This is a genomic window from Flavobacteriales bacterium, from assembly GCA_013214975.1.
In the GTDB taxonomy this organism is placed as follows: domain Bacteria; phylum Bacteroidota; class Bacteroidia; order DT-38; family DT-38; genus DT-38.
In genome coordinates this window covers 1-1,518 of sequence record JABSPR010000176.1, presented here as the reverse complement: position 1 = coordinate 1,518, position 1,518 = coordinate 1, and the positions used below count along the sequence as shown (strand labels likewise).

At 33.0% G+C, this 1,518-nt stretch carries 3 protein-coding genes; all 3 read left to right on the top strand.

The annotated features are described in order from the left end of the window. The coding region (locus tag HRT72_06170) for a LemA family protein (protein ID NQY67293.1) at window positions 1-348 on the top strand (348 nt) is incomplete at its 5' end. A gap of 121 nt (window positions 349-469) precedes the next feature. Continuing rightward, window positions 470-793: a hypothetical protein gene (locus HRT72_06165; protein ID NQY67292.1), complete on the top strand. Its 324-nt coding sequence runs from the start codon at window positions 470-472 to the stop codon at window positions 791-793. A 31-nt stretch (window positions 794-824) separates the two neighbouring features. Beyond that, window positions 825-1,518, top strand: a 694-nt coding sequence (locus tag HRT72_06160; GenBank protein NQY67291.1) for a M48 family metalloprotease, incomplete at its 3' end; no start/stop codon positions are given.

The following is a 1,518-nucleotide window of genomic DNA, read 5'->3' as shown; positions in this document are numbered from 1 at the left end:
GAGGTAACAAATGCTAGAAAGGATCTTGTCAACGCCAAGGGAGTTGAAAATAAAATGAAGGCTGGAAACAAATTACAGTCAGCATTAAAATCAATATTTGCAATCGCAGAAGGATATCCAGATTTAAAAGCAAATGAAAACTTCTTACATTTACAACAAGAGTTATCAGCAATAGAAGATAAAGTAGCATATGCTAGGCAATATTACAACGATGGAATATTGGCCTATAATGTGGGAAGAGAAACAATTCCAGGAAAGTGGTTTGCAAACATGTATGGTTTCAAGAAGCGAGAATACCTAAAGATTGAAGAAGCAGAAAAGGTAGTACCAAAGATTGAATTTGAATAGCTATATCTTAATATACAATATTTAGAAGTATATATTAAAACATATATGTTATGATATATGTGTTAGAGTATATAGATTAGATTAGACAAAGGCTTTAATATTCCATAACCTAAAATATAATATGGTAAGACCCGCATATCAATTAGTTGAAGAAATTAGAGGGTCTCTAGAAAAAAGGATTGGAAATAATATGGATTATATTGCTGAAGAGTTGTCTAGGGCCGATCCAAGGCTTAATAGTAGGCAACAAGCAGCAATAGACATTAAGAAAAATATTTGTGAAGGTGACCTTTTCAGAAGACTAAAACCTATCTCAAAATCTGGAGACCAAAGACAACTAAGAAGATTAGCTTATTTATTTGAAATTCTAAAAGTCCCTTACGACGACTCCATAGTTCAAAAAACAAAAGATGTAAATTCAGATTTTGAGTATCCTTTAGAGTAAGAATTAAAAACTCAAACATCCATCTCATAAAATGGAAAAAGTAAGATTATCATTTCATGAAGAAATAAGAAAAAACAAACGTCAATCGTTTTTCCTAATTACCATAGTTCTTGTAGTTCTCTTAGCACTAATATATACAATAGGTTTTGTCCTTGGAGGAGACTACCTTTTCTTTATATTAATATTTGGAACCATTTTTTCTTTAGTCTATGTTGTTGGAGGATATTATAAATCTGCAGATTTAGCAATAGCATCAGTTAAGGGAAAACCAGCAACTGGCCCAGAATATAGAGAATATAATAACCTTGTAGAAGGCCTATGCTTAGCTTCCGGACTTAAAAAACCAAAATTATTTGTTATGCACAATCAACAAATAAATGCGTTCGCTTCAGGAAGAGACCCAGAGCATGCAGTAATATGCATAACAACAGGTACCATAGAAAAATTAAACAAACACGAATTAGAGGGGGTTCTAGCACATGAACTCTCCCACATAGCAAATTATGACATAAGATTCATGACACTTACAGCAGTTCTTGTTGGTATGATATCTATAATTGCACAAATTTTCTTAAGAAGTCTTTTCTGGAGTAGGGGGGGTAGAAACAAGGGCAATACAGCAATAATGTTAATAGGAATTGCGCTAGCAATTCTAGCTCCAATTCTAGTCGCTTTAGTTCAATTAGCAATATCTAGAAAAAGAGAATACGCTGCAGACTCATCGG